Origin of the sequence: Mesorhizobium sp. L103C119B0 (assembly GCF_000502235.1) — a bacterium.
Lineage (GTDB): Bacteria > Pseudomonadota > Alphaproteobacteria > Rhizobiales > Rhizobiaceae > Mesorhizobium.
This window is the reverse complement of sequence record NZ_AYXE01000020.1, coordinates 56,503-79,327: the sequence shown is the minus strand read 5'-3', so window position 1 is coordinate 79,327 and position 22,825 is coordinate 56,503. Positions and strand designations below refer to the sequence as shown.

At 60.4% G+C, this 22,825-nt stretch carries 18 protein-coding genes, 2 tRNA genes and 2 pseudogenes; 6 read left to right on the top strand and 16 right to left on the bottom strand.

Annotation, left to right across the window (positions count from 1 at the left end):
• Positions 1-93: 93 nt before the first annotated feature.
• A pseudogene (locus tag X728_RS1000000172305) lies at positions 94-451 on the top strand (hypothetical protein); the annotation flags it as partial.
• A 32-nt stretch (positions 452-483) separates the two neighbouring features.
• Here the strand turns inward: X728_RS1000000172305 and X728_RS141090 are convergent.
• Positions 484-1,947 carry a tyrosinase family protein gene (locus tag X728_RS141090; RefSeq protein WP_023832773.1) on the bottom strand — a complete coding sequence of 488 codons (1,464 nt, stop codon included), beginning with the start codon at positions 1,945-1,947 and terminating at the stop codon, positions 484-486.
• 866 nt (positions 1,948-2,813) lie between these two features.
• Between X728_RS141090 and X728_RS1000000167960 the strand changes: the two genes are divergently transcribed.
• Complete coding sequence (locus X728_RS1000000167960; protein WP_023692419.1) at positions 2,814-3,536, top strand: uracil-DNA glycosylase family protein; 723 nt, start codon at positions 2,814-2,816, stop codon at positions 3,534-3,536.
• Positions 3,537-3,554: 18 nt separating this feature from the next.
• A complete protein-coding gene (locus tag X728_RS141095; protein ID WP_023692418.1) occupies positions 3,555-5,192 on the top strand; it encodes an amidohydrolase family protein in 1,638 nt (545 codons plus the stop codon).
• A gap of 142 nt (positions 5,193-5,334) precedes the next feature.
• Here X728_RS141095 and X728_RS141100 read toward each other — a convergent pair whose 3' ends face one another.
• Genes X728_RS141100 through X728_RS141115 form a run of 4 tightly spaced genes read right to left on the bottom strand, consistent with a single transcriptional unit; the run spans position 5,335 to position 8,924 of the window.
• Positions 5,335-6,390 carry a ferritin-like protein gene (locus tag X728_RS141100; protein WP_031195911.1) on the bottom strand — a complete coding sequence of 352 codons (1,056 nt, stop codon included), beginning with the start codon at positions 6,388-6,390 and terminating at the stop codon, positions 5,335-5,337.
• Positions 6,390-8,006, bottom strand: coding sequence for a GMC family oxidoreductase (locus tag X728_RS141105; protein WP_023832771.1), 1,617 nt, complete (start codon positions 8,004-8,006; stop codon positions 6,390-6,392). Before X728_RS141105 ends, X728_RS141100 begins: the two co-directional genes overlap by 1 nt.
• Positions 8,007-8,009: 3 nt before the next feature.
• Positions 8,010-8,477 (bottom strand): hypothetical protein, encoded by a 468-nt coding sequence (locus X728_RS141110; protein WP_023692415.1) that lies wholly within the window; start codon positions 8,475-8,477, stop codon positions 8,010-8,012.
• Between the two features lie 21 nt (positions 8,478-8,498).
• Entirely contained in the window at positions 8,499-8,924 is a 426-nt protein-coding gene (locus X728_RS141115) for a hypothetical protein (protein WP_155924030.1), read from the bottom strand.
• A gap of 575 nt (positions 8,925-9,499) precedes the next feature.
• On the opposite strand from X728_RS141115, the pseudogene X728_RS141120 reads away from it, so the two are divergent.
• A pseudogene (locus X728_RS141120) lies at positions 9,500-10,210 on the top strand (helix-turn-helix domain-containing protein); the annotation flags it as partial.
• 455 nt (positions 10,211-10,665) lie between these two features.
• Here X728_RS141120 and X728_RS141125 read toward each other — a convergent pair.
• From X728_RS141125 to X728_RS141175, 11 genes are all read right to left on the bottom strand, one after another.
• Positions 10,666-11,976 (bottom strand): integrase arm-type DNA-binding domain-containing protein, encoded by a 1,311-nt coding sequence (locus X728_RS141125; protein ID WP_023832770.1) that lies wholly within the window; start codon positions 11,974-11,976, stop codon positions 10,666-10,668.
• 213 nt (positions 11,977-12,189) lie between these two features.
• Positions 12,190-12,265 (bottom strand) — tRNA-Phe (locus X728_RS141130).
• 214 nt (positions 12,266-12,479) lie between these two features.
• Positions 12,480-12,671: a DNA gyrase inhibitor YacG gene (gene yacG, locus X728_RS141135; protein ID WP_023669280.1), complete on the bottom strand. Its 192-nt coding sequence runs from the start codon at positions 12,669-12,671 to the stop codon at positions 12,480-12,482.
• Positions 12,668-13,294 carry a Maf-like protein gene (locus X728_RS141140; RefSeq protein WP_023681911.1) on the bottom strand — a complete coding sequence of 209 codons (627 nt, stop codon included), beginning with the start codon at positions 13,292-13,294 and terminating at the stop codon, positions 12,668-12,670. The genes yacG and X728_RS141140 overlap by 4 nt, the downstream gene beginning before the upstream one ends.
• Positions 13,295-13,313: 19 nt before the next feature.
• A complete protein-coding gene (gene infA / locus X728_RS141145; RefSeq protein ID WP_006200926.1) occupies positions 13,314-13,532 on the bottom strand; it encodes a translation initiation factor IF-1 in 219 nt (72 codons plus the stop codon).
• A 185-nt stretch (positions 13,533-13,717) separates the two neighbouring features.
• Entirely contained in the window at positions 13,718-14,182 is a 465-nt protein-coding gene (locus X728_RS141150; RefSeq protein WP_081725519.1) for a low molecular weight phosphatase family protein, read from the bottom strand.
• Positions 14,170-14,655, bottom strand: a complete 486-nt coding sequence (locus X728_RS141155; RefSeq protein ID WP_023669283.1) for a UPF0262 family protein — start codon at positions 14,653-14,655, stop codon at positions 14,170-14,172. Before X728_RS141155 ends, X728_RS141150 begins: the two co-directional genes overlap by 13 nt.
• 6 nt (positions 14,656-14,661) lie before the next feature.
• The gene (hisD, locus tag X728_RS141160) at positions 14,662-15,954 is read right to left on the bottom strand and encodes a histidinol dehydrogenase (protein WP_023832769.1); all 1,293 of its coding nucleotides are present in this window, start codon (positions 15,952-15,954) and stop codon (positions 14,662-14,664) included.
• 134 nt (positions 15,955-16,088) lie between these two features.
• Positions 16,089-16,523: a DUF2948 family protein gene (locus X728_RS141165; RefSeq protein WP_023692404.1), complete on the bottom strand. Its 435-nt coding sequence runs from the start codon at positions 16,521-16,523 to the stop codon at positions 16,089-16,091.
• 167 nt (positions 16,524-16,690) lie between these two features.
• Positions 16,691-17,983: a UDP-N-acetylglucosamine 1-carboxyvinyltransferase gene (gene murA / locus X728_RS141170; protein ID WP_023727782.1), complete on the bottom strand. Its 1,293-nt coding sequence runs from the start codon at positions 17,981-17,983 to the stop codon at positions 16,691-16,693.
• Between the two features lie 134 nt (positions 17,984-18,117).
• Positions 18,118-18,312, bottom strand: coding sequence for a hypothetical protein (locus X728_RS141175; RefSeq protein ID WP_023832768.1), 195 nt, complete (start codon positions 18,310-18,312; stop codon positions 18,118-18,120).
• A gap of 150 nt (positions 18,313-18,462) precedes the next feature.
• Here X728_RS141175 and X728_RS141180 point away from each other — a divergent pair.
• Positions 18,463-18,537, top strand: a tRNA-Thr gene (locus X728_RS141180).
• Positions 18,538-18,939: 402 nt separating this feature from the next.
• The gene (locus X728_RS1000000167955) at positions 18,940-22,773 is read left to right on the top strand and encodes a caspase family protein (protein ID WP_023834061.1); all 3,834 of its coding nucleotides are present in this window, start codon (positions 18,940-18,942) and stop codon (positions 22,771-22,773) included.
• Positions 22,774-22,825: the final 52 nt, after the last annotated feature.

The following is a 22,825-nucleotide window of genomic DNA, read 5'->3' as shown; positions in this document are numbered from 1 at the left end:
GGGATCAGCGAGCCCCAAGGGCTTACGGCATGGCTTTGCCTTGGGCGCCACCCACTCCGGATTTCCCCTCAATCTGCTCCAGCCTAGTCACCCGCGGCGACGGACATCGCCAATTCCGGTGTGCCGTTGAAGGTCGGCATGGCTCCGACCGCCGACAAGACCGTCGCGATGTTCATGCGCTACATCCACAACGAAGACGACCCGGTCCCGTCGCCGATCGATTGTGACGTCCAACGCGCCGGCAATCATCGTGCCCGCGCCGGAGGCTGCCGAAGCCGCGCCGAGCAAAGGCCGGCGTGGCCTGTCAGCACGGAGACGGCGGAATGAAAGCCCCAAACCCATCGCCACACGTCGGGTATGGTCCGACGCGATGGCCGACCGCACAATCGCGCTCGGTCGCCCCAACATTTCGAACGGGCCGGCAATGTCCAAAAGATTGACGCCTTCATAATCAGGAATTCCAAGTTTCGTTGGAGGCCCTTCCTACTCGGCGACGAGCAATTCCCGGATATTGATCGTTGGATTTCCGACTTCGCTTAGGGCCAGCACACGGTCCTTGCCTTTCGCGCCAAGCACCTCGATGCGTACCTCGAGCTTCTTGCCGGCCACGTCCGAACGATTGGCCCTCAGGTCGACGTTAACGGTCTCGCGTTTCACACAGCTTGGGCATTTTTTGGGTTCGGTCCCTTGAAAAAAGGCGTGCCGCGCAACTCTCTTGCCGTCCGCAAGGAGTTGGACTTCAAAACTGCCGGATATGGCCAGGCGTGCTATGTTTTTCACGCGAATGGAGAGCCTGGCCTTGCGCGGGATGCTGAACGACTGATCGGCCGAGATATTGCCTCGCGCAACCCTGGCCAAGGCGCTGAACAGCGACGCCGCCGGATCCTCATAGGCGTACTGCGACGCGTCGATCGCCTGAGCGGCTGTTTCCGTGAACGGTTTCAGTTCGTTAAAGGGAGCTACATCCAGCCAATCCATGTCCGGGATGCTGAGCGTCTTGCGAAAGTCTTCAAGCGACACGGCTTGGTGGCGCTGCTGCCATGCCCACCACATGCGCTCCCAGTTGCAATGGAAGAGCCAGAAAATCGGATCGAAGGCCGCAATATCGGGTGTTTGCATCGCAGGACCGCACGACACGTGCCCGTCGTCGTGCGCTTGCTCGATCTGCTGGGTAAAGCTTTCAAACGTCGGGGAATCTAGCGCGCCCTTTATGGTCCCCTCGACATCGCGATCGACCATCTCGGCATGGATTTTCTTGGCGGAGTGCCGTTTTGTCGCCGTGCCGGCGGGGTACTGTGGCGCAGCGTCGCGTTGCAAAGTGTAGCTGTCGAACGGCGGCTGAAACATCCACGCTGGCGGCTGACGGACGACGTTCCAATAGGGCAGCTTGATATCCTCGCACCCTGGAACCGACTGGAGACCCGCCTCGAAGCGGTCGATGAAAATGCGGTGCCAGGGATTGTATCGCTCTTCATGATGAAGGCAGTTTACCGGTGTCGGAAACCAATGAATATCAGCGAGCGCAAAATAGCTCTGCGGATGGTCTGGCGAACGCTCCATGATCGTCCGAAAGGCTAGTGCGAGTCTTTCAACTTCTTCCTTCGACATGTTCTCGGCATCGCGTCGGAACGCCCCGCGGGCGGTTGCCGCCAAACTGGACATTGTCTTCAGGACCTTCGCTGGCGCGTTTCCCATCGGAAATCCGCCACTGATCCAGTTCTTGAACGTTTTAACGCGGTTCTGCGACCAACGCCTTTCCGGTTCCGGAGGCATCGATCCGGATTTGGTCTGGGAGTAGATTGAGGTGGCGTTTGCCTTTACCCCGTCGTAGGTAGCGAGATCGACGCCACGCGGCGCCATATGATCCACATCTATGGCTTCAAAGAAAAATTTGATGTGTTCCAGGAAAGTTGGATTGTCGACAACTTTGTCCTCACTGTCCGGCATAGTGCATCCCCCATTTTAGAACTCACAATCAAGCGGCCAGCCCGCGGATTGACACTGTCCGATGCAACTGCCTTGTCGATTTTGGCAGCATTGGATTCCGCAGGACAGGCTTCTAGGCTGCCGATTGCTGGATATTGCCCTCCAGGGCCACTTGCGCTAGCAACGCATGAGGCACAAAGCCAAATCAAAGCCGCAAACGCAGCCGTGGTGCGAACCTCACGCATCACGGTCGCCTCTCAATTAAAAGAAATACAAACAATCCCTCCTGCGTTATTTTGCACGACTTACAAGGGATTTGCAATAGCCTTGTTAAGTATAGATGGTTAAACTGTATTTTACATAATTGGCGTCTGCTGTCGTGGAGACGCATGGGAGGATAAACACCGCCAAAGGGGGCATCCACCTCGGGTAAGATGTGGCCATGGGGCAACGTCCGCTTCGGTGGAGTCGTTCCGAATAACGTCTCTGGTAGCCCTGCTGCTGTGAACCAGCCCGAGCGGAAGGGCACGCCGCTCGGCTGTTCCGAGATCGCGTCTTAGATGCCAAATGATGCCAAATGTTACGATCAACGGGCAATGGTCCGCGATTCCCAGCAGTGGCTCAGGGTTGTCTTTATTCGGTACATTGCCGATATTCTTGCAGTCCGCCTGCCAGTTGGCTGTCGCGATCGGGACAGATGAGAGCATATAGGTGGCGGACGATTTCCGCGGACGTGCTCTGGCGCATTAGGGAGCCTGATCTGAGCTTGCGCCTGTGGACCAGATGGCACTATTTCTATTGCGCAGTATCCAAACTATGCGAGGCGTCGCTTGAGTGTAGAATTCGATCACGGACCACCTGATCCATTTGCGCAACACTTTGCAGCGATGCCGGACTACGCGCCCTTCAAGCAATTCTTCTGGTACGATTGGGGGCCGGTGTTCTACCGCGGCCGGCTCGATGGGTCGGCACGGGTGCTGTGCATCGCGTCTGATCCGGGTGCGACCGAGAGGCTGGTCGGACGGACGCTGGTCGGCGACGCCGGACAGCGCGTTCAGGGATTCCTCGCCAAACTCGGTCTCACTAGATCCTATCTCTGTCTCAATGCCTATGCGCTGGCGCTGATACCGAGCCAAGCCGCTGGCGGCGACGATGTGCTCGATGCGCCTGACCACAAGGCATGGCGGAACGCGCTCTACGACATGGCGAAGACGGCCAGGGTGCAGGCGATCATCGGGTTTGGAGTGCAGGCGCAGCAGGCGGTAACCAAATGGCCGGGCAAAGGCACGACTCCGGTGTTCAAGCTGCCGCATCCGAGCAGCCGTGACCCGGCGGCACTGGCCGATGGCTGGCGCGTGGCGATCACGCAATTGCGCGCACTGGTCACGCCGGACGCCGATGGGGATACTACCCTTCCCAATTACGAGGCGCAGGTGGCGGAAGCCGACTACCGGCCCATCCCGAAGCGCGACCTCCCCTATGGTTTGCCGGCATTCGTCGGCGACGATGCGTGGCTCAGGGCGCAGACTCCGGCAAAGTTTGCGAGCGTCAGCAGGCCGCGGCCGGACGACCGGCATACATTGATCTGGACGGCGCCGAAGACGGTCTGAACCAAAGGAGGGGCGACAATGCAGGCGAGCAAGCGGGCCTATCGCGGGCGTGTGGTGCAGATGGACGCGGCGTTCAGTGTGCTCAAGGACGCGGTGATCTGGATCGAAGGCAACCGGATCAAGGCGGTGCTCGACGCCGCGGCGACGCCACCGCAGGGGTTCGAGCACATGACGCCCATCAACACCGGCGGAACATTCTATCCGGGGCTGATCGAGCTCCACAACCACCTGGGCTACGACATATTGAAGCTTTGGGATGTCCCTAAGCTCTATTGCAATCGCGGCCAGTGGCAAGGCTCGCCTCCCTACCAGGCCGGCGTGAGCGGACCAATGGGCGTGCTGGGCAAGACGCCCGGCGTGGCACCGGCGATTGCCCGCTACACGGAGGCCAAATGCCTAATGGGCGGGACGACTACGTCACAGGGCATCACCCTGTTCAGCGCGCCGGGACTGATGCGACAGTACAGAGGAATAGTTCGGAACGTCGAGGAGAGTCTCGACAGCACACTGCCCGATGCCAAGGCGCGCATCCCGGACTATGCCGCCAAAGACAAAGACAATTTCCTCGGCTACCTGAAGGATTTTCCATGCCTCTTGATGCATCTCAGCGAAGGGATCGATGCGAGCGCGCGCAAGCATTTCCTCGACCTAGAGATTAGTCCCAATGTGTGGGCGATCGCGGCGTCGCTGACCGGAATTCATTGCAACGCGCTGACGCGGAAGGATTTCGACCGGTTGGCCGCAGTGCGCGCAGGTATGGTGTGGTCGCCGCTGTCAAACTTCATGCTCTATGGCCAGACGGCCGACATTAAGTCAGCGCGCGCGGCGGGCGTGCGGATCGGGCTTGGCTCGGATTGGTCGCCGAGCGGTAGCAAGAATTTGCTACACGAGTTGAAGGTGGTACGGGTGGTTAACTCGGTACAGGCGCTCGGGTTTTCCGATCGCGATATCGTCGCGATGGCGACCATTGTGGCGGCGGGCCTATTGCGGTGGGACCGCTATCTCGGCTCGATCGAAGCCGGGAAATATGCCGATCTGGTGTTGGTTAGGGGCAAGGCCGGCGATGCCTATGAGCATCTGCTGAAGGCGGACGAGACCAGAATCGACCTCGTCGTGATCGACGGCTTGCCTCGCTATGCGATCAAGAAACTGACGGCGGGGTTTTCAGGAACAGGGGAGGTGATCAGTTTTGCGGGTGAGACGCGTTATCTCAATCTCGACGATGCCAACGCCGACGAGATCGTCGCGGGACTGTCGCTGAAGGTCGCCACCAAGACGTTGAGTAATGCGATGAAGAACTTGCCGACGTTGGCAAAGAAGCAGGCCAAGTTGCCACCGTCGCCACTGATGACGATGGCAATGGACGGCGCGCGACGGAGGGTGTTCGGACAGGGTCCGACCCCGCGGGCCGACTGGACTCTCGTTCTGGACCAAGACGAGCCGCCGGACGAGAACTTGCGCCCACGCTTCGACAGCGAGGCGCCGCTGCCCGGAACGATCCGGATGTCCGCGATGCCGACGGCCACAAAGGCGCCAGCGGTTTTGAAGCCGCTGGAACTCGATGAACTGACCGTCACGGGCGATCCCGGCTATTATCCAGCGCTTGCGGGCCAGCGCAACATTCCTCAGGCGATCAAGGACGGGTTACAGCCTTAAAGTGGGGACGAGGGGAGAACTGAAATTTCAGGCCGTTTATTGAATAAGGGGCTCTTCGGTCCGGCTAGGGTCTCCGAGCGTCCGCCTTGCAAACGTAAAGGTCCTGTATCCCAATCCCTGTCTTTTTCTTCGCGGCTCAGTTTTAGTCAATCCACTCGAACGTCGGGCAGGCCGTCTCCCCACTAGTCGAGTCGGCGATCGGAGCCTCCATGAGATCGCGTGCGATCGACGTCATTTCGTGCATACCGTTCATGATCGCGGTGTAGAGCGCATTGGGCGTGCCGTTGATCGCTTCGCCGAGTTGCCGCAGCATCATGGTGTATCGGTTGTTGAAGGCGTCGTTCAGCGCCGCTATTCTGGAACCCTTGGGATAATCCGTTGTCCGGGCATTCTGTTTTATCGGATACACCGCAGTATAGTCGACAGGCATCGCGATGCCTGTCGGCGGTTTGCCGGGGTTGTCAGTCTTTGAAAAGTGCCGTTCGAAGAAGATTTCGCTGAAGCGGTAGTAGTGACCCATATCGAGCGGGTGGTCGACGCTAGCCGCGAGCCTATCCTGGGTCCAAGGCCACGCGCCTTCACCTTGGTCCACCACCGTCCTCAGGGCGGCCTTTGCGCTTTCAAGGTCGGTCACAATCCTTATTGTTCCACCACCTCCCCAGAAAAAATCGCTCTCGAGTTGGTGGCTGCGATCGCCGCTAAACAGCTTGCCTGGAAGCGCGGCATCGAGTTCCTCCAACAGAGAGACGATCTCACCATAGAACTCCCCAATGGTGGGTGCGGGGACATCTATCACGTCGTGCAACCATGCCGTCTTGGTAACAGGTTGCTGTGGCTGCTCGATCTTCATGAAAGTAACCATCGATGCCTTGGAAAATCGCTCCAGGTTGATCGGAAACGTCCGGTCAGCGAAGGGTCGGCCCTCAAACGTCATCGTTAGAGGGTATCTCGGACAGTTCGACTTTCCGACGAACGGACGACCGCCGACAGCATTCATGACATTTGCGACCAGGGCCAAATGAAGCATCTCTTCCATCGCGACACCACGGATGAGGTCCGCCGCTACCCGGTTAGAACTTCGTTTAATGCTGAGAAGGGCCACGAGGTATGGGGGCAGGGTTGCCCACTCCAGTTCCAAGGCCAGTTGCAGTCGAGCCAGCAGCGTTCGGTGCTTCTCCTCTCTTTCAGCTTCGTTCACTAGACGCCGCCTCCCGCGTTCAAATGATCCCCGAGCCTGATAGCCAGAGCCGTGAGCGTCAGGGTCGGATTTATTGCGCCGATGTTTGGGAATACAGCATTCGAGATCACATATAGATTGTCGATCCCATGAACTCTCAGATCGGCATCGACCACGCCATCTTGCTCCCTCGAACTCATCCTACAGACGGAGGCAGCGTGATCTGCGCGCCATGACAATGATTTCGTCCCCGTGGGGGGTGCATCCATAGCTTTTAGTATTTCGCCGACCTGCGCTTCGACATCCTTCATTCGTTGGTCAAAGTCAGGGTCTTTGGTGTACTCTACTTGGGTCATTGGTATCCCGACCCGGTTGTACTTGACCTTGCCGTTCGCTTCCTTGGCGACAGTTACCCGATTATAGTGGCGTCCAAAGACCTCGATCATTCCGTGGATTTGAACGCCATTTCGACCTGTGAGCGCCGCGTCGATCTCGGCGCGAGATTGACCCTTCTGAAGGCTATCGGCAAGTCGAAATCCGACGGCGTCTGGGGGTGAGACGAGCACGTATTTTCCGGCAGCTTGCTGGGGTTCGCTGTCAAAGTGCCGCGACACGAGGGTTGGAAAATCCATCTCGGCCTGGAGACGAAGCGGATTGGCAGGCAACAGCCCTTCGAAAGTAAAGTAAGGATGCGTAACGAGATACCGACCCACCAGATCATGGTTATTGCCAAGCCCATTTCGCCAATCATCTGAAACAGAGCGCTGGAGCAGCTTGGCAGACTCGATGGTGCCGGCGGCGACAATCACCCGATCGGCCTCAACATCTTGAGAGGCTCCGGTCTCGCGATCCCAAAATGTTACACCTTTGACCCTACGCTTTCCGTCTGTGATGATGCGATCGACGATGGCGCCGAGCCGCACCGACAGGCCAGGCCAATCGTTCCACTCGATGAAATCATCGAGGTAGTTGCAAGCAGCGTAGCGCGCACCGAAAGGACAATATTTGCAGGTTCCGGTTGTTTGGCACGGAGCATGCCTCGACGGTTCACCCGATACGCCGCGCCTGGCTATCGGCAAATGGCCAAAATCGAAATCAAGCTTCTTGAGTCCATCCGCGATCGGGCGATCCATCAACGTGAAAGGAAACTCGCGAAACGGGTAGTCGCGACTGCGCTTGAGCAGAGGATCGCGAGAATCCCCCGATACTGCCAAATGGTGTTCGGCACGGCAGTAGAATGGTTCAAGCTCATCGTAGTCGAAGGGCCAGTCGATGCCTTCGCCGGTATTCGACCTCAAATGGAAGTCTTCAGGCTTCAGCCGGAACGCCCAGCCACCCCAATGCAGGGTCGATCCTCCGTACGCGAAGACTCTGGCACCATTGAGCGGCATGTCCGTGCCACCCGCACTAGTGTTTTCACCTGGAAAATCGCGCTGTGGATATGGCAGATCAGTGTACTGCTCGTACGGCGTCTGGCGGGTCAGCATGTATTGCTCCCACAAGCCAAAATCCTTGGTCTTGACCCGGACGCCGGCCTCAAGAATGAGCACCGACGCTTGCGTGTTATCTGCAAGAAGCCTCTGAGCGACGGCGGTTGCAGCCACACCGGAGCCGACGATGACAGTACCGACTTTCATCGTTTATCGCTCCCGATATGGGGTTGGCTCCCCATCGATATTCGCGCCGCCAAAATAGCCCCGATAATTGATCGCGCCGAAGGACTTGAATCCTCCGAGAGCCAGTCGGAGAGAGATGAATTCATTCACCACGAACCGCTGTACCGCCTCAAGTCGCGTGGCTGGGATCCCCGATTGGACCACTCGCGGCTTCTGGGCAAAGAGGCGTTCGAGAGCTGCCGCCGGTCCAATGTCTGCGGTCAAGCTTTCAAAATATGCCGCACCGTCGACGTAGTAACCCTCATACACGGGATTCAAGTTTGTCCTGTTCTCAAGGAACGTTTCAAAACGAAGTCGATAGCCGGTGGGCTGGTCCTCAAGGGACCAATGCTCACCGATCGCGACGAAAATCGTCCACAATGTCTCTATTGTTTCCCGTGCGAGCGGCTTCAGGGATCTGCTTAATGGGTGCATCGCGCGACGTTGATACATTTGGATGTCCCATCTAAGAGTTTATGTTGGAATGGGTGTCCAGCGAAGATCGTCCTGCAGCCGGCGCCGGTACGGCGTCATAACCTGTGAAGGTGTCTTGCGTACATATGCTTCGGCGTCAGCGTGATCACCACTTTCAATCAGGTCTCTGAAGTGCCTGAGCACAGCAGTGTATTGCGGCACGACGTTGGGACTACCTTTCAGTCCGGGTTTCAGGTTCGTCCACACCACTGCATCAAGGTTGTGGGCCAGGGCCCATGCCGCAATGGTTTGTGCACCTCGCCCATTTGACGCTCCATCTGCTTTCCGCCACCAACCAATTGAATACTGAATGTTCTCTTCTTTTATGTCCTCGCGCGTGGCCAGAGCATCTATTGCGGCGGCCTGACTATCGACCTTCATCAGCGCCCACAAGGATGTCACCGTCTCCGGAACGTTGGCGATCACGAGAGTTATGCGCTTTCGGCCTGATTCACGCGCAAACTCAATTGGTAGTATCGGGCCGTCCTTTTCCCACTCGCCAGACAATGGCAAGTTTCTTGGGTCCCAAACCAACGACCCCCAACCCAAGCAAGCGATCTTCATCTGCGTCTCAATGCCGTTCGAAGGCTGAACCCCGACCAAATCCAGAAGCCACCGCCATAGTCGGTACCACACCCCTATCATCAACACTCCCAATCAAAGGGACCAGAATGAATAGGAGTAGTCCTTCTTAGGGAGACAGCAAAGGGCGCGGCGTCCAAAACCGCCACCGACCGCCAAAAGCGGATCACCTGTTGGCATCTTAGGACGAAGGCCTATCGCCGTTTGTCCGAGGATGGACGCTACAGTCGTCCCCGAATGGTGGCAATATGGTTGCAATCCTCGCCACCTTGGGAATGGCGCATGCAATCTATCTCCGTTGTAATATATTGATTTTATTGTGCCTTCCCGAGAGATGGGTGACAGTTCATTCCGGAGACATGGGTTACACTTTTGGCCCTTTGCAAGGAGACAAGGTGCCTTGGAAGGAGTGTAACGTCATGGAAGAGCGGCTGAAGTTCGTCGCCCGGCTGCTGGACGGCGAGAAGATGGCGGTGCTTTGCCGGGAGTTCGATATCTCGCGCAAGACCGGTTACAAGATCCTCGCGCGCTACAACGATAGTGGCCTGGAGGGGCTGACGGATCGATCGCGCCGGCCCTATCGCCAGGCCAATCAGCTTTCGTTTCAAATCGAGAAGCTGATTGTGCGCCTCAAGCAAGACAAGCCGACATGGGTTGCGCCGAAGATACGCGAGCGGCTGGCGCGGCTGTACCCCGATGTGCACAGGCCCGCGATCTCGACGGTGCATGCGGTTCTGGATCGGCACGGCATGGTCGAGCACCGCAAGCGGCGGCGCAACAGGGCGACCGGGACAGCGCTTTCAAGCGGCTGTCGCCCCAACGCGCTGTGTTGCGCCGACTACAAGGGCGAGTTCATGCTCGCCGACCGGCGCTATTGCTATCCGCTGACGATCACCGACTTCGCCAGCCGCTATCTCATCGCCAGCGAGGCGCTGTCGACCACCAAGGAAGCCTATGCCTTCACAGTGTTCGAAAGCCTTCTCAAAGAATTCGGCCTGCCCAGCGCGATCCGCACCGACAATGGCGTTCCCTTCGCAAGCCCCAACGCGCTGTTCAACCTCAGTAGGCTGTCGGTCTGGTGGCTGCGCCTGGACATCGACATCAAGCGCATCAAGCCGGGCTGCCCGCAGCACATTCGTGGAAGCTCTTGTACGCCGCCTTCGCGTCCAACTGGAAGTGTTTGTCGCCGATATGTTGGCCAAAGCGGAGCCGGTGGACCATACCGAGCTCCCTGGACAATTTGATCAGATCGCGGATCCTAAGTGGGTCGATGATCCTGGGGCAAACCCATTTGCCTTCCAGTTGGATGGAAGGCTTCGCAAGCTTTCCAGGGAACGTGGATCCGTTCGCATAGCGTCGCTGGAACGAGAACCTCAGTCTCCGGCTCGTTCTGCTTAGCTCACGAACGTCTGAAAAGGGTCGGCAGTGGAACGGCGGCTTGCCGACGCGATTGCCCCGAAAGCTGACGGCCCGCTTCCGGCCCCAAACCAACCGTCATCATCCGCTAACCTTAATAGTGTCCTGGAAAGAAAGTTGACCCCTCCGGGCCTACGACTTGGCGACGAGTTTCGGCGTTTTTCGACGGTCAGTATGATTTCCGGCGGTTGGAGATTTGTATCGGCCTTTGATGAACGGCCGCTGTTTGGTTCAAAGTGGATGGTCGCGTTATTGTATGGACAGCAGGGTTGCGGCGTCCCTCGGTTGAGTTCACCCGCGGGTTTTTGCTCTTGAGTTCATCCAGATAATCGGCCCACCACTGCATCATGTTGATGCGCTCCTCCCAGTGCTCTGCCCGGGCATAGGCGCGCCGAACGTCGTTGTTCTCAATGTGGGCCAGCTGCCGCTCTATCGCGTCCGGATGCCACTCGCCGCATTCGTTCAGCAAAGTTGATGCCGTTGCTCGAAAGCCGTGCGCGGTAGCTTCTTCCTTGCCGTAACCCATACGACGTAGTGCGGCGTTTAGCGTATTGTCGGAAATCGGACGTGAAGCCGATCGAACACTAGGAAACAGCAGCGATCCACCACCAGAAATTTCCCTGAGTGAAGTCAGGACGCTGATCGCCTGCTTTGATAGGGGTATGCGGTGCGGCCGTCGCATTTTCATGCGTGCTTCAGGGATGGTCCACACCGAGCTTTCAAAATCGAACTCTTCCCATTCAGCTACGCGAAGCTCCCCGGGGCGGGGAAACAGCAGCGCCATCAGCATCAGACCGACCCGGGTTGTAGGCTGTCCGTCAAATGCATCGATCGCCCTCAGCAAACCGCCCAAGGCCTTCGGATCGGTAATCGCGGCGCGAGACGTTACCGTCGGACTGATGAGTGCGCCTCTGAGGGCGAAGGTCGGATCTGTCTCGGCGCGTGCGGTCGCGATTGCGTATCGAAACACGCTGCCGATCGTGGAGCGCAGTCGCCTGGCCGACTCGTATCGACCGCGAACCTCCACGCGGCGGAGGGCGGTAAGGATGGTGGCCGGGTCGATCTCCCGAATGCACTTGTCGCCGATTATCGGATAGGCAAAGTCGAGCAGCCATTTGACCTTGCTGATCGTCCGGTCGGCACGTCCCTCCTTCTTTAGTTTGTCAACATATTCGTCCGCTATTGAGCGAAAGGAGTCCTTTGCCGAATCGGCCTTCCGCAAGCTGCGTTCCTTTCCAGGGTCGACGCCAGCTAGCAGAAGCCTTTTAGCGTCATCGCGCGCCTCCCGTGCCTCGGCGAGAGAGATAAGGGGATAGCTGCCCAGCGCGAGCAGTTTCTGCTTGCCGTCAAAGCGGTAGGCGAGCCGCCAGAGGCGAGAGCCCGTGGGCTGTACCCATAGCTGAAGCCCGCCCCCATCAGATAATTTCACGAGCTTGGAAGCAGGGCGGGCATTTCGACATTTCACGTCGGAGAGGGGCATTCGTCAGGTCTCCCTTGGCTGTTTCGATACCATCAGGATGTCGAATACCAACGGAAATACCATCCCCCCGCCTCGTTGGACCAAATGCTCCTGAAGCGCTCCGTGTCCCGCTTAACCGCGCAAATGCGACTGCAAAAGACCAACAATTCCAAGCGGTTGCAGAAGCTGCAGCGTAGAAGGTTCGGTGAAAGGGAGTGCCGGGGGAAGGGGGGATGGTGCCCAGAGGCGGATTCGAACCACCGACACGCGGATTTTCAGTCCGCTGCTCTACCAACTGAGCTATCTGGGCCTCGCCGGCAAACGAGACATCGCCTGACCGGATTTCAGGAAAGCGCCGTGGGGCACCCCTTGAAAGCGCGTGGGTTATAGCACGGGAATCCGGCCTGTCCAGCGCCTAAGCGCTGATTTTCCGGGGCAATTGTCGCAGACAATACCGACGCCGGCAAAGCAGCAATTGCGTAAGGTCGGCGAAGTGGAATTGCGCGGCCGGCACCGCCCAAACCCTACTTCGGCTCGTCGCTCTCGTCCTCGTCATCCCGCGCGGTGATGACATAGGCGCCCTTCAGCCAGCGGTTGAGGTCGATGTCCTTGCAGCGCTTAGAGCAGAACGGATAGGTCTCGCGCGCCGACGGCTTGCCGCATTCGGGGCAGGGGCGCTTCGGGCGCAGTGGTGTGACCTTATCGTCCAGGCTCATGGCCGCGCGGTATGCCAGCTGGTGTGGACCTTGAAGCCTTCGCCCGAAAGCAGCGCCACCGTCTCGTAGAGCGGCAGGCCGACAATGTTGGTGTAGGAGCCGACCAGCTTGACGACGAACGAACCGGCGAGACCCTGGACGGCATAGCCGCCGGCCTTGCCGCGCCATTCGCCGGAGGCGACATAGGCGTCGATCTCCTCGCGTGGAAGCCGCTTGAAGCGTACCCTGGATTCAACCAGCCTTTGGCGCAGCTTGCCGCCCGGCGTAATCAGGCAGATGCCGGAATAGACCCGGTGCGAACGGCCCGAAAGCAGTCCAAGGCAATTGGCGGCGTCGTCCAGCGTCTCGGCCTTGGGCAGGATGCGGCGTCCGACCGCGACCACCGTATCGGCGGCCAGCACGAAACTTGGCGCATAGTCTTCCTCGCTTTTCAGCGAGGCCAGCGCCTTCTCGGCCTTTTCCTTCGACAGCCGCTTGGCCAGCGAGCGCGGATGTTCGGCGCGCAGCGGCGTTTCGTCGACATCGGCTGGCAGCACGCGGTCCGGCTCGATGCCGGCCTGTTGCAACAGTTCGATCCGGCGCGGCGAACCAGAGGCAAGCACGAGCTTCTGCAGGATGCTCATCGCGGTTCGCGCCGGACTGTTACTTGAAACGGTAGGTGATGCGGCCCTTGGTCAGGTCATAGGGCGTCATCTCGACCAGGACCTTGTCGCCGGTCAGCACACGGATGCGGTTCTTGCGCATGCGGCCAGCCGTATGGGCGATGATCTCGTGTTCGTTTTCGAGCTTCACCCGGAACATCGCGTTGGGCAACAATTCCGTCACGACACCCGGAAACTCGAGGACTTCTTCCTTCGGCATTCGATACCTTTGCTTGGATTGCAGTTCCGGCGCCCTGGAGCGCCCAGGCCGGAATTTCGGCGGAACCTATATGATAATCGTGCGCTTGTGAACACGCTTAGATCGCGTCATATGCGACGCGCTCCAAGGTTTCGTTTTATGCATGTCGTTGTCTCAAAACCGGGACCGCTTTTGAGCGACATGCATCAATCCGCCGCGTTTTTTACCTCCGGAAGCAGAAAACGTCGGCTGATGCGCGCTTTCAGCCGTTCTCTCACGTCGCGATAGCTGGCCATGATCTGCTCGCGCCTGCCGCCGACATCGGTCGGATCCGGCATCGGCCAGTATTCGACGTCGACGGCAAGCGAGCGGGTGAGTTCGAGCGCGGCGTGGTGGGCTTCCGGCGCCAGGGTGACGATCAGGTCGAAATAATCGTCCTCGAGATCGTCCATCGAGCGCGGCTGGCGCTCGCCCAGCGTCAGGCCCTCTTCGGCCAGCACCGCGTCGACGAACGGATCGCGCTCGCCCCTGTGCACGCCGGCAGAGGCGACGAAAGTGGCCGGCGGCAGCATGCGCCGCGCCAGCTGCTCGGCCATCGGTGAGCGCACGGCGTTCATGCCGCACAAGAACAGGATCGAGCGGGGCGCCCCAGTCAGGTCTAACCCCGCCAGTGCAGCACGCAGACCAGCGTGAACAGCCGCCGCGCCGTGTCGAAGTCGATGTCGATCTTGCCGGCCAGCCGGTCCATCAACGTCTGCGAGCCTTCATTGTGCAGGCCGCGCCGGCCCATGTCGATCGCCTCGATATGGCTCGGTGTCGAAGAGCGGATGGCGTCGTAATAGCTTTCGCAGATCAGGTAGTAGTCCTTGACGATGCGCCTGAGCGGCGTCAGCGACAGGATATGGGTGACGACATCAGCACCATCCTCGCGGGCGACCGCAAACACCAGCCGGGATTCGGCCAGCGAGAGCTTCAGCCGATAAGGCCCGGCGCCGTCATCATTGACCGGCTGAAAGCTGTTTTCTTCGATCAGGTCGAAGATCGCCACCGCGCGCTCATGTTCGACATCGGGCGTCGAACGGCCGATCGACTCGTCGAGCTCGACATCGATCAGCCTTGCGCGGGTTTGATCGCCGTCCGCCATCGCCGCCTACATGTTCAGCCGGATGGCGACGGAGCGGCCATGCGCGTCGAGGCCTTCCGCCTTGGCCAGCGCAATCGCCGCCGGCGCAAGTGCTCTCAGCTGCTCCGGCCCGAGCTTCAGGATCGAGGTGCGCTTGACGAAATCGAGCACCGACAGGCCCGAAGAGAAGCGCGCCGAACGCGCCGTCGGCAGCACGTGGTTGGAGCCGCCGACATAGTCGCCGATGACTTCGGGCGTATGGCGTCCCAGAAACACAGCACCCGCATTGCGCATCCTGGCCAGGAAGCCCTCGGCATCGTCGATGGCGAGTTCCACATGTTCCGCGGCGATGCGGTCGACCAGCGGCAGCGCGGCCTCGATGGTCTCCACCAGGATCACCGCACCGAAATCGCGCCAGCTGGCAGCCGCCGTCTCGGCGCGCGACAGGCTCTGCAGCTGCCGCTCGACCGCCTGTTCGACGGCCTTGCCGAAGGCCGGATCGTCGGTGATGAGGATCGACTGCGCCGACACGTCATGCTCGGCCTGAGCGAGAAGATCAGCGGCAATCCAGTCGGGATCGTTGCTGCCGTCGGCCACGACCAGCACTTCAGACGGTCCGGCGATCATGTCGATGCCGACCGTGCCGAACACCTGGCGCTTGGCGGCGGCGACATAGGCATTGCCGGGCCCGACGATCTTGGCGACCGGCCGGATCGTTTCGGTGCCATAGGCAAGGGCGGCAATCGCCTGCGCGCCGCCGACGCGGTAAATCTCTGAAACGCCTGCTAGATCGGCGGCCACCAGCACCAGCGGATTGATGATGCCGCCCGGCGCCGGCACGACGATGACGATGCGCTCGACGCCCGCCACCCTGGCCGGCACGGCGTTCATCAGCACCGAGCTTGGATAGCTTGCCGTGCCGCCCGGCACATAGAGCCCGACCGCCTCGATCGCCGTCCAGCGCGAACCCAACTCGACCCCGACGGCATCGGTATAGCGATCGTCCTTGGGCATTTGTCGCCCGTGATGGGATCGGATGCGGTCACGGGCAAATTTCAGCGCCTCGACCGTCTGCGGATCGGCGTCTTTGTAGGCCTGCGCGATGGCGTCCTTCGACACGGCGATGCCGAGGCTATTGAGGTCGGCCTTGTCGAATTTCAGCGTGTAGTCGACCAGGGCAGCGTCGCCCTCGGCACGAACCCGCGCAATGATGGCGCGCACGGCAGTGTCGACGTCCTCCGATACCTCCCGCTTGGTGGTCAGGAAGGCGGCGAAACGCTGCTCGAAACCGGCATCGGACTGGATAAGCGTAATGGCCATCGGCTGCGTCTAGATCGTGATGAGACTTGGTTGAAATCTCATCACGATCTGACCCTTTGTTGGAGCATGATCTCTGGACAAACGATTCCCGTTTTGTCCAACAAAAACCGGCACCCACTTTTTGGGATCATGCTCTACACCCTGTGCACCGGACGCGAGGTCGCTTCCCAGGCGCCGCCTATGTCGGCAAGCCGCGCCTCGATGCATTCGACGTCGAGCATGATCGCGCCGCCGCCGGAAAAGACCAATTCGACGATGCCGGCCGGCTTGCTGATTTCGATAAAGCTGATTGCCAGAAGCGACAGCACCTCGGCCGGCCGATCGCGGGCAATGCCGCTGGTCTTGGCACCGAGCACGCGGTCGAAATGCAACACCGCCTGGCGCCGCTCATTGTGCTGGCTGAACAGCCCGGACTTCGCCTCCCAGACGAAGCGGTTCATGGTCAATATGAAACGCTTGGCCGAAGGCAGGTATTCGAGATCCGAGACCTTCATCACGGCGTCCTGGACGTGAGCCGAGACGATGCTCAGATCCTGATCGTCGAGCGCAATGAGTTTGAGGGCTGCCATGCCGAATGCACACCTGAAAGTTGGTTTCAGCCTTCTGTTAGGCGGTCTTTCCGGTCGGTGCAACCGCGACACAAATTCAACCCGAGGCTAGCGCCTCGGGTTTGAAGTGTTGGCGGTGAATGGAGGCAGCACCAGACGCCTGTCTGTCTGAAGCAACTGCCGTGCGGTCAAGCCGAAATCCGCTCGATCACCGCGCCGCAATTGGAGAGCTTTTCTTCCAGCCGCTCAAAACCGCGGTCGAGGTGGTAGACGCGGTTGACCGTCGTTTCGCCTTCGGCCGCCAGACCGGCGATGACCAGCGACACCGAGGCGCGCAGATCGGTCGCCATCACGGGTGCGCCCTTCAGCTTGGCGACGCCGTCGACGATCGCCGTTTGGCCGGACAGCGTGATGTGGGCGCCGAGCCGGGCCAGTTCCTGCACATGCATGAAGCGGTTTTCAAAGATGGTCTCGGTGATGCGCGACTTGCCCTTGGCCATGGTCATCAGGCCCATGAACTGCGCCTGCAGATCGGTCGGGAAGGCCGGAAAGGGCGCCGTCGTGACGTCGACCGGCGAAATGCCGGCGCCGTTGCGCTTAACGCGAATGCCGGAGTTGGTCGGCGTGATCTCGGTACCGGTCTGGGCAATCACATCCAACGCGGTCTGCAGCAGCTCGGGGCGGGCGCCTTCGAGCACGACATCGCCGCCGGTCATGGCCACAGCCATGGCATAGGTCCCGGTCTCGATGCGGTCGGGGATGACGCGCACGCGCGCGCCCGACAGCGATTCGACGCCATCGATGGTGATGGTTGGAGTGCCGGCGCCGGAAATTTTTGCGCCCATGGCGTTGAGGCATTCGGCGAGGTTGACGATTTCGGGCTCGCAGGCGGCGTTTTCCAGCACCGTCTCGCCCTTGGCGAGCGCCGCCGCCATCATCAGCACATGGGTGGCGCCGACGGAGACTTTCGGGAACACATAGCGATTGCCGACGAGGCGGCCGTTCCTGGTCTTGGCCAGCACATAACCAGTGTCGACATCGATGTCGGCGCCCAGCGCCTGCAGGCCTTCAAGGAACAGGTCGACCGGCCGCGTGCCGATGGCGCAACCGCCGGGAAGCGACACTTTCGCCTCGCCCATGCGGGCCAGCAGCGGGCCGATCACCCAGAACGATGCCCGCATCTTCGACACCAGCTCGTAAGGCGCGGTCGTGTCGACGATGTTGCGGGCCGAGAAATTGATGGTGCGCGAATAGCCCTCATTCTGCTTCTCGCGGCGGCCGTTGACCGAATAGTCGACGCCGTGATTGCCGAGAATGCGGATCAGCTGCTCTACATCGGCCAGATGCGGCACGTTTTCCAGCGTCAGCGTGTCGTCGGTGAGCAGCGAGGCGATCATCAGCGGCAAAGCGGCGTTTTTCGCGCCCGAAATCGGAATGCTTCCGGCGAGCTTGTTGCCGCCGACAATTCTGATGCGATCCATGAGAGAATGTCCCCTCGGCCCGAAAGGCCGGTTTTCGTCAGTTTGCGTATCGGCCCGTCTAGACCATTGGCCGGCTTGGTTCAAGATTCCTGAGCCCGTTGGCCAAGTTGGCCGGCCAGTGTGGCCGATATCGGTCAGTCCTTGTGCATTTTTTCAGCAGCCGCCAGGCCTTCCGGGCGCTGGTCAGCGTCACCGGTGCGCCGCGAACGCGCTTGCGTCTTGCGCTTCATGAGATTGGCGCGCAACTGCTCGGCCAGACGGTCCTTGCGGCTAGTCCCGTCCTTTTTTGCCGGATCAGCCTTTTTCGGTGGATTTGTCTTGTCGTCCATCGTTCCGTCCCGCCCGCGACTGGCAGGGCCTGCCGTTCAAGGGATAGCTAGCATTGTGGCGCCGCCATGTCAGCGAAACTTGTCTGGCAAAGCCTTTCACAGACGCCTTGCGCTTGCCGGTTCTATATGGCAGAAGCCCCGCCATCAGCGGCTGCGGTAGCTCAGTGGTAGAGCACTCCCTTGGTAAGGGAGAGGTCGAGAGTTCAATCCTCTCTCGCAGCACCAGTTCATTCCCTTTGATTTTAAAAAGATGCAGTCGCGAAGTCGGGGTCTCGTTGCGGACCAAAAAAGCCGGCTGACGTAAAAGTGCCAATCCCGCGCATCCAACCGTGGCCCCCTCGCCCGGAAACATTGAGAGAAAGAGGCTCTACGGGGCCGGACGACTGCTCAACAAGTCCGGACCTGTCAACTCATGAACAGGCCGGACTGGCCGTATCCGGCATGCTGAACACTACCGCTCGCACGCTGAAAGCCAGCCGCCTCGTACGCATATCCATGACAAGAACACAGCTCGCCCAAGGACTTGCCACCGGCCGGCCATCATGATGCCATCTCGCTTGCGGAAGATAGCGTCGGGATTTGGGGTAGAGAATGCTCTTTGGGCGAACGGCAGGTGCGACAGGGCGCATGTGCGCGGCACTTGCCGCGGCACTGGTGTGCCTATGCGCGTTTGGCCCCGCTTTGGCTGAAGAGCCGAAGGCGCTGAAAGGCGTCGCGCTCATCATCGGTCAGTCCGACTACCAGCATGTCGGCAAACTGCCCAATCCGGAAAACGACGCCCGCGCCATCGAGGAGATGTTCGACAAGCTCGGCTTCGAGACAAATGTCGCCACCAATCGCGACGCACGCAAATTGCGGCGCGATCTCGAAGGCTTCGTCGACGATGCCGAGGGCGCCGATGTCGCCATCATCTACTATTCCGGCCACGGCATCGAAGCCGGCGGCGAGAATTATCTGGTCCCTGTCGATGCCGATATTTCGGCACTCGACAATGCCGGCGAAAAGTTGGTGCCGCTGTCGTCCATCGTCGCCGAACTGAAGGCCAAGGTGCCGGTCACCATCGTTCTGCTGGACGCCTGCCGCAACGATCCGTTCCCGCCGGGCACGCTCTTGAAGCTGGCGCAGGGCGACGAAGGCAAGCCGATCGGCGCCGGCGGTCTCGGCGAAACGCGCGGCGTGGTTTCCCTGAAAGGCGGCGCCGAGGCCAAGGGCTCGGTCGACGACAGCCTCGGCCAGGTCATCGCCTTTGCCGCCGAGCCCGGCAAGGTTGCGCTGGACGGTCCGGCCGATGGCAACAGCCCCTATGCGGCAGCGATCCTGCGCCACATCGACACGGTGGGCGGCGAGGAATTCGGCACCGTTCTGCGCATGATCGGCGAGGAGGTCTATCTCAAGACCAACGGCCAGCAGCGGCCCTGGGTCAATGAGAGCCTGCGCCGGCTGCTCTATTTCGGCACCCCCGCCGAGGCGCCGAAAGGTGATGAGGGCGAAATCCTCAGGGAGCGACGCCAGCTCCTGCTGACCATCTCGACGCTACCCGATCCGGAGCGCCGCCAGATCGAAACCATATCGCGTGACGGCAAGGTGCCGATGGATGGGCTCTACGCCATGCTGAAGGCGCTCGGGGTCGACATACCCAAGGATCCGGCTGAGCTCGACAAGCTGCTGCGTGGCCAGACCGAACGGCTGAAACACGTGTTGGCTGAACGCGAGACTTTGAAAAACCCGGACCCCGAAATTGCCAGGCTATCGAAACTCGCCGAACAGGCGGTTCAGGAAGGCGCGCTTGAAGCGGCGCAGAAATTCAACGAACAGGCCAAGGCCCGCATCGGCGAACTTTCGTCTACGGTCGACCAGGCCGAGGCCGAGCTGAAGGCAAAGCGGCTGGAATTCGCAAAGGTCTTCGCCAGCAGTGCCAGGACTTATGAAATCTCCTTCAACTTCAAGGAGGCGGCGCAAGATTACGCCAAGGCCTTCGAGCAGGCTGCCAAATGGAGCGACGAAGACGCGTTCTACTACAAGGCGGCAGAGGCCAACGCTCTGTCGGAACAAGGGGACTTCTCCGGCGACAATGCGTATCTCGCCCAGGCCCTGACAGCCTATGAACAGGCATTGACCTATGTCACCCGCGAAAAGTTGCCGCTGCTTTGGGCGGCCACCCAGAACAATATGGGCGCCACGCTTGCTACGTTGGGCGAACGGGAAGCCGGCCGCGAAAACCTCGACAAGGCAGCTGCCGCCTATGAGCAGGCGCTGACCGTCTATACGCATGACGCCTACCCCGACGACTGGGCATCGACCTATGGCAATCTGGGCACGGTCTACTGGCGGCTCGGCCAGCGCGAGAACGGGACGGCGCTTCTGGAGCGGGCTGTCGCGGCCTTCCGCTCGGCGCTCGAGGTGCAGTCGTTGAAGAAACTGCCGCTGGAATGGGCGGCGACGCAGAACAATCTCGGCATCGTGCTGTCCGAAATCGGCGACCGCCAGACCACATCGGACAGTTTCCGCGCGGCGATCGAGGCGCATCGTGCGGCATTGACGGAATACAGCAGGGAGCGCGTACCGCTCGACTGGGCGCTGAGCCAGGTCAATCTGGGGGCAGCGCTCTATCGCCTTGGTGAGCGCGAAAAGGATATCGCGACCATGCAGCAGGCGGTTGCTGCCTATCAGGCGGCGACCGGCGAAATGACCAGGGAACGCGCGCCGGCGCAATGGGCGACAATCCAGAATAATCTGAGCACGGCGCTGGAATCGATCGGAACCATTAACGGCGATGTCGCCACGCTTGAGCAGGCGCGCGACGCCGCCCTGGCATCGCTTACGGTTTGGACGCGCGAGCACGCCGCGGCGAGCTGGGCCAACGGCCAGCTGACGCTCGGCAACGCCTTGCAGCGCCTCGGCGCCAAGCAGAAGAACAAGGAACTGCTGATGCAGGCAGCCACCGCGTACCAGGCCGCTCTGTCCGAATATCCGCGTGAGAAACTGCCGCTTGACTGGGCTTCGCTGCAGCAGAATCTGGGATCGGTCAACGACACGCTCGGCGATCTCGATACGGGAACCGATTACTACATGCAGGCGGTGACCGCGTATCGTCAGGCATGGGAGGTCTATACCGCAACCGCCGCGCCGGGCGAGTTCGCTTCGATTGGTTACAGCCTTGCAGGCACGCTATCGAACTGGGGCGAACGCGCGGGGGACATCTCGATCCTGCGGCAGGCGATCGATGTCTACGGTCAGGTGCTCAGGGTTCGCACCCGCGACAAGGACCCAGTCAATTGGGCCAAGACGGAATTCCGCCTCGGCTGCGCGTTGATGATGTCAGGCAAGCTGGCCTCTGACGATCAACTGCTGCAGCAATCGGTCGACGCGCTGCGGGCGGCGCTCGACGGGCAGACGAAAGGCGGTGATGTCACGGAGATCGGCCAGACGCGGCGCGTGCTCGGCCAGACCCTGTCGATCCTGGGCGACAATACATCCAACCTGGACTTGCTGGCGCAAGCAGCCGACATGCTGGAAGCCGCGCTCCCCGCCTACTCCAAGGACGCCGACCCGGAGGAGTGGGCCAATATCAACTACGACCTCGGCTTTGCCCGCTACAGCCAGGGCCGGATTGGTGGCGACGCCACGTTCTACGCCAAGGCCGTGGAGAGCTTCGAGACGGCAGCGCGGATCTACGACGGTTTTCCCGACCGCATGCAATGGGCGCGCACCAAGGGCGATATCGGCAATGCCTTGCTGATGGCCGCGGACGGCAAGGACGTCGAGTTGCTCACCCGCGCGATTGCCGCCTATGACGCAGCGCTCAGCGTGGTAACGCGCGAGAATGCGCTGGCTGTCTGGGAGAACAATCAGAACAATCTCGCCGGCGGGCTGTCGAGTCTTGGTTACTGGGCGAACGATGTCGGCAAGCTGAAACGAGCCGCTCAGATCTACCGCGACCTCGCCACGGTGCGAACGATCGCCCGCGATCCCGATCTCTGGATCACCAACCAGACCAGTCTCGCGCAGACGCTGAGCATGATCGCGGCCCGCGAGCCTTCGGCTGAATTGTACGAGGAGGCGATTGTCGTCAACCGGGCGCTTGCCGAGCAGCTCGGTCGCGACCGCGATCCCGAACGTTGGGCCAATGCGCGCAACGAGATGGGCTATGCCTTGACCATGGCCGGCCGCGCCGAAAACAATGTCGCGCATTTCGAGGAGGCGGTGTTGGTCCTGCGCGAGGCGATCGTGGTGCAAAAGAAGATCAATTCGGTGCCGGCTGTCGCCTTCACGCAGGACAGCCTGTGCGACGTGCTGGTCGATCTGGGCGCCGCCCACAAGGACAAGGCGATGGCACAGGAAGCGATCGCCGCATGCCAGGACGCGCTCGTCATCTTCCGTGACAAGAAGATGGACGATCTCGCCGCCGGTTCCGAAAAGAACCTCGCCGAGGCACAGGCGTTGCTGGCCGAGTTGCATTAATCCGAGCCCGCGCTCCCGGATGCGGGCGAATGGTGGGCACGCCCAGCGTTCA